Source organism: Streptomyces sp. NPDC015127 (assembly GCF_043080095.1).
Lineage (GTDB): Bacteria > Actinomycetota > Actinomycetes > Streptomycetales > Streptomycetaceae > Streptomyces.
Genome location: NZ_JBIBVE010000070.1, coordinates 1 through 4,878, shown reverse-complemented (window position 1 = coordinate 4,878; position 4,878 = coordinate 1). Strand labels below are relative to the sequence as shown.

The window sequence follows — 4,878 nt, the reverse complement described above, 5'->3', positions numbered from 1 at the left end:
CGGAGCAAGTAACTCCCACTCCTGATCGGTGAGTTCATGGCGACGTATCACCCAACCATGATCCACCATCCGATGATCTTTGAAGACGGACCCTAGTACAAATCCGCTACGCGGTTGCGACCCTGAGCGAATGATCGCCAGGACGCCGAACAGTCAACGGCTTCTCCGTCGCCCCTGCGTCCATACGCCATATCTGCCTTCGGGCCGGGATGTCAGGGGCAGCGGGTGTAAGTGTGAAGGTGATCAATCACGGTGAAACCGGCGGCCTCGTGGAGGTAGACGGCGCCTTCGTAGTGGGGCCGGTCGTCGTCGGGGGCTTCCAGACAGGTGATGACGTGACGGATGCCGCGGTCGGCGAATTTGGTCAGGCACTGTTCGAGCAGGATGTGCCCCAGATGTCGGCGCTCCGGGGCCAGCGAGACCCATTCCAGAACGACGGTTCCGTCGACGGGGGCGCTGATGCGGGCTTCGCCGATCCAGGTGCCGTCTCGCTCCTGCAGATGCAGCTACCAGCAGTCCGGGCAGGGGGTGAGGTCTGCGATCGCGTACGGGCGGGGGCTGAGCGTGTCCAGACGGTGATGAAGGTAGCGCCACCGGTCGGTGCCGGAGAACCCGCACGCCTCCAGTGCCCGGCGGGTGCCGAGGCGGTTGCGTACCGGCAGCCCGGCAGGCGCCAGCACGGTGGACCCGGCGAAGGCGTGCACCGTCCGCCGCCCCAACTGCGCCAGCGTATGACGGATCAACACCTCCGCAAGAGACTGCTCGTCCTCAAGGCAGTGCAGCCACAGCAGCATCCCCGCGCCGTCCCCCGAGCGGACGCCGTATGACACCGCCCCCAGAATGGCGCCGTCCGCCGAGACCAGCACCTCGCAGCACGCGCCGTCGAGCCCCGCCCCCGCCTGCAGAGCCAGCCCGAGCAGGAGCGGTGCAGCGGCAGGCCGGCCGGGCAGCAGATCCGCATGGACCAGCTCCCCCACCGCCGACCGGTCCGCACCATCGAACCGGCGCACCCTCACACCCATACCGACTGACGTGACCGCCACCTGCCCACCTTCCTGACGTGCCTGCGTCACAGGTTCCCCCACCCGGCCAGGAAGAGAATGGCACGCCACACGCGAACCCTCCACATTCGGCGCGTATCGCCCTGCTGTTGCGGGCCCGCGGGACAGCTCCTGGCCGCCGCCGATCCCGACTGCACGCCTGTCATGCCCGAACGGCTGACGTGCGGCAGCGATGGCTGCAGCAAACCGACCACGCCACCCCGGTGGCTGATCGACGACGTCGCGACGCACACCGGCAACCGGCAGCATCCCCTCCCCTGCGCTCTTCCACGAGATCGACGCCGACAGCAACGCGTACGACGGAGACAGACCAGCAACGCACTGTTCAAGCTCAACGACACGGACGCCACATTCATACTGTGCAGCCGACCCCACGATGGACGGCAGACTCCTGTTACGAAACTCGACCGCACCCACGTCCACTGTCTGTGCGCTAGCCCCGTCGGGCAGGTGGATGACGGCGATCGGGAAATGAGGTTGCACCAGGTCTCGGCCTCGCAGCGACGACGCCCTGACCGCCGCCCAGCTGTGCAGCCAACACCCCGGAGTGAGCACCCTGTTTGTGAGGGCATCATGACAAGTCTTTGTGCTTGACGATCGATTACGCTACCTCCATGGGATACGAATTTGAGTTCGAACAGCCGGCCCCTGGCGGCACGTTTGCTTTGAGTAACTGGCAGATGAGCTTTGTCCACGAGGTCATGTGGGAGGCTGGCGCCGCTGCTGGACAAGGATTGGAGCAAGCACTTCACATGCTGGGATTTGAGCCGGACGACCAGACCGTAGTTATGAAAAGGTTCATGTCGAATTCTCACTGGCATGTCAGTGCGAACGAAGCGCGCTTCATCGCATCACGCTTACGACTAGCGACGAGTAAGCATCTTATTTCCGAATTACTGCCATTCTATGATGATGCACCCGAAGATGCCGAGCAGTTGGTCGACGACTTCGCTAACTTCAATGAAGTGTCCACCGCTCACGATGGTTACCGTGTGAGGCAGTCCAGCGCCTGATTCAGGCTGCCTGCCAGAGCACCTCCGGCTGATCACCGGAGGTGCGACTTTTCGGGTGGAGTGAGACCTTAGTCATGAGCGTTATCGCGGCCCAAGTGATGAGGTTTTGTAGTGCTGGACGAGCCGTTCGTATCCGCGGGAGTTCATCATCCAGACCAGGGAATGTTCGACAACCAACGGCGGGCATACTTGTGGCGGATACGTCCGGCGCGTTGATCGTGGCTCTGCCCGACGACTCCCGCTGCCGTCCAGCGGCCCATAAGTCCCCAGAGCCTTAGACAAGGCGGAACTCCACAGGTAAGGCCGCCATTTTCAGCCGGCGTCGATGACATAGCGGATCGTGTCGACAATCTCGCGGCAGGGATGTTCCTCCGGCCGTCGGCCGCTGCGGCTGGTCTCGCAAGACCCACTCGGCGCCGTGGTGTCCGAGGGATAACGGCACTGCTCACCCAAAGAGCGCTTTGTCTCACCTAGGCTCTGCGGAGGCGGCTGCCATGTTCGGGGTACCGGCTCACTGGAGCAGCTCCCGGCGACCAGGCGAGGTCGGGGCTTCGGGCGGATCATCGCGATGGTGGCTTCGTTGACGGTCATCGCGGGCGAAGCGCCGGTGCCACCCGCGCCCTTCGGAACACCGCCCCCATCTCCTCCGGAAGCCTGCCCAACTCGCTCGCGTGCCAGCGTCCAGCCTGGCCAGGGTAAGCAACCCTATCTTCCGCGCCCTTGCTACGGCCACCGTCGACGAACAGGCCCTGCCGCCACAGGACGCTGTTTCCTTGAGAGTGTGCCGGTAGGTAGGTGCGGCAACGAAAGACCTGGATCTGGTCGGCCGTCCCGACCTTGCCTACACCCAGGACGCGCAGCAAATCGCCGCGCAGGCCGTCCTGCGCTTGCTTCAGCCCCGCACTTCTTTCTGTCGCGACCGGCCGTAGTGACAGAGCGTTTGAGCTGCGGAAATTCGGGTTGTCCAGCGGATACGGGCCGGCGGGTGCCGGGCGTGGAAGTGAGTCTGGCGCGAACGGAACGGTCGCCACTGTTCTCGCAGTCCTCCACCGTCTGCGTCGCCTGCAACGCGGTGGCAAGACGCCTGTGTGACACCGGCCGCCTCACGCAGCCGGGTGGTCCGCGGCCGGGTGCTCCGTCCCGCCGACAACATGGGCCTTGCCTCAGCGGGGAGTGCGCCAAGCGGACGGGCCGTCCGTACTGGCGATAGCGAGGATGGTCAAGAGTCGCGTCCGCGCGTTCGACGTGGAGAAGGGCCGGCGAGGAGCTGCATCGACTCCTCGCCGGCGTGGCAGTGGGAGCCGAATCCACGCATCGCGCGGACCACGGAATCGGGCGAGGCCGATCGCACAGCTCTCAGATCGCGCCGCTGACCGCGCCCTCAAGGCCAGCGCCCGACAACACCCTTGCGCCGCTGTAGTCCCCTCTGGGCCGATAACACGATCACCGCATCGGCCACCGGCACGAGCCCCTGAACCGCACTCCCCTGGCAGCCTCTCCTCATCCGAGGAGGGTCGCAACCATTGCGATGATCACGGTGGTCACCGCGGCAGCGATCATCATGGCCCGGCCGGTCCCCGCCAGCAGCAACCAGCGCGGGGGGTCGCGTTCAGCGGGCCGGCTTCGGTCACTGGTGAGCAGGCGAGCGTCGGTTAGGGCCCCGACGGGCACCGCTTCGTCGTTGCGACGGTTCATGCGCTGACCAACGACTGACCTCGGCATGCGGAAGCAGCCCTGACCGGAGTTATCAGTCACGTGAGCTCATCTTGGGTTCTGTAGGCGCCGACGTGGCGGCTCACGATTGTTCATTCCGGAATGCCGAAGAGGGCTTCGGCCTGGCTGCGTAGGGGGGCCATGCGGACGAGACGACGCAGGGTTTCGGGCAGTCAAGCCGTCGACGTCGTGGCGCAGGAAGATTCGAGGAAGCCGTCGAGGCTGAATTCCTGGTCTCGGGGATTGCAGGCTGCGGTGATGCCGTCGGTGTACAGGACGATGCGGTCGTCGAGTTGCAGGTGTTCGTGGTACAGGGTGACCGACAAGCCGAGGTCGGTGCCAGGAGGTGGGCGGTTCAGCGTCCGCAACGGAGGAAGCGCGGCGGGTGCCGTGGCTGAGAGAGCCGCAGGTCTGTGCGGGTGGCCAGAATGACGATGACGTTTACGCGGTCAACGAAGTGCTCGAGAAGCATGTGCTCGACGCCTGCATGCCGAGACAAATGCCTCGAACATCTGAAATAGCTCGTGACCCACCACGAAGCCGCCTGGCTCGCCCACTCCTCACCACGCATCCCTGACGAGCACGGCATCGACCACCTCAAGAGCTTGCGAGCCCTCGCGGCCACTACTCCAAGCGCAACACCCCGACACCATCCAGGCCGTTGCGGGTCGTCTCAAACAGGCCCGGCAAGCAACCCAACAAGGCCCTCGCACCGCCCACCGCAGTGAGGTGATCACAACACCGACAGTCAGCCCAACACGACTTCATCCCAACCATCCACGAGGTCGTAAGGCAGCTGACCGAATTCTTCAAATTCTTCAGCGCCGCCGCCAAGGCGAGCTATCCGTAAGTGGAAAATACTCACGTCTTGCGTGCGCCATGTTCGCATAGTGGCTAATTATCGCCGCTGGCTTGGCGAAGCCAGCTTGGAGAGGCTTACGACAGGGAGTAGTAGTCGTGCACACACCCGTTCGTTCATCTTCCCTTCACTCTGTTGGCCGCCCCACCCCGATCACCAACACGACGCACACGCAGAAGCCGTCCGGGATGCCGATCCACAAGTACGGCCGCTACGAGGCCGTCGACATCCC

The 4,878-nt window shown here is 64.4% G+C and carries 4 protein-coding genes; 1 reads left to right on the top strand and 3 read right to left on the bottom strand.

Going from position 1 to position 4,878, the window contains the following annotated elements:
* Window positions 1-506: 506 nt before the first annotated feature.
* Complete coding sequence (locus ACF08N_RS37710) at window positions 507-1,043, bottom strand: hypothetical protein (RefSeq protein ID WP_392329221.1); 537 nt, start codon at window positions 1,041-1,043, stop codon at window positions 507-509.
* A gap of 632 nt (window positions 1,044-1,675) precedes the next feature.
* Between ACF08N_RS37710 and ACF08N_RS37705 the strand changes: the two genes are divergently transcribed.
* Window positions 1,676-2,074: a hypothetical protein gene (locus tag ACF08N_RS37705; RefSeq protein ID WP_392329220.1), complete on the top strand. Its 399-nt coding sequence runs from the start codon at window positions 1,676-1,678 to the stop codon at window positions 2,072-2,074.
* A 1,500-nt stretch (window positions 2,075-3,574) separates the two neighbouring features.
* On the opposite strand, the gene ACF08N_RS37700 is transcribed toward ACF08N_RS37705, so the two are convergent.
* Together ACF08N_RS37700 and ACF08N_RS37695 are read right to left on the bottom strand one after the other, a co-directional pair.
* Window positions 3,575-3,829 carry a hypothetical protein gene (locus ACF08N_RS37700; protein WP_392329219.1) on the bottom strand — a complete coding sequence of 85 codons (255 nt, stop codon included), beginning with the start codon at window positions 3,827-3,829 and terminating at the stop codon, window positions 3,575-3,577.
* 131 nt (window positions 3,830-3,960) lie between these two features.
* Window positions 3,961-4,113 carry a hypothetical protein gene (locus ACF08N_RS37695; protein WP_392329218.1) on the bottom strand — a complete coding sequence of 51 codons (153 nt, stop codon included), beginning with the start codon at window positions 4,111-4,113 and terminating at the stop codon, window positions 3,961-3,963.
* Between the last annotated feature and the right edge of the window lie 765 nt (window positions 4,114-4,878).

Excerpts from the sequence above, each read along its gene's own strand:
- ACF08N_RS37705 (WP_392329220.1), top strand. The coding sequence starts at position 1,676 with ATGGGATACGAATTTGAGTTCGAACAGCCGGCCCCTGGCGGCACGTTT.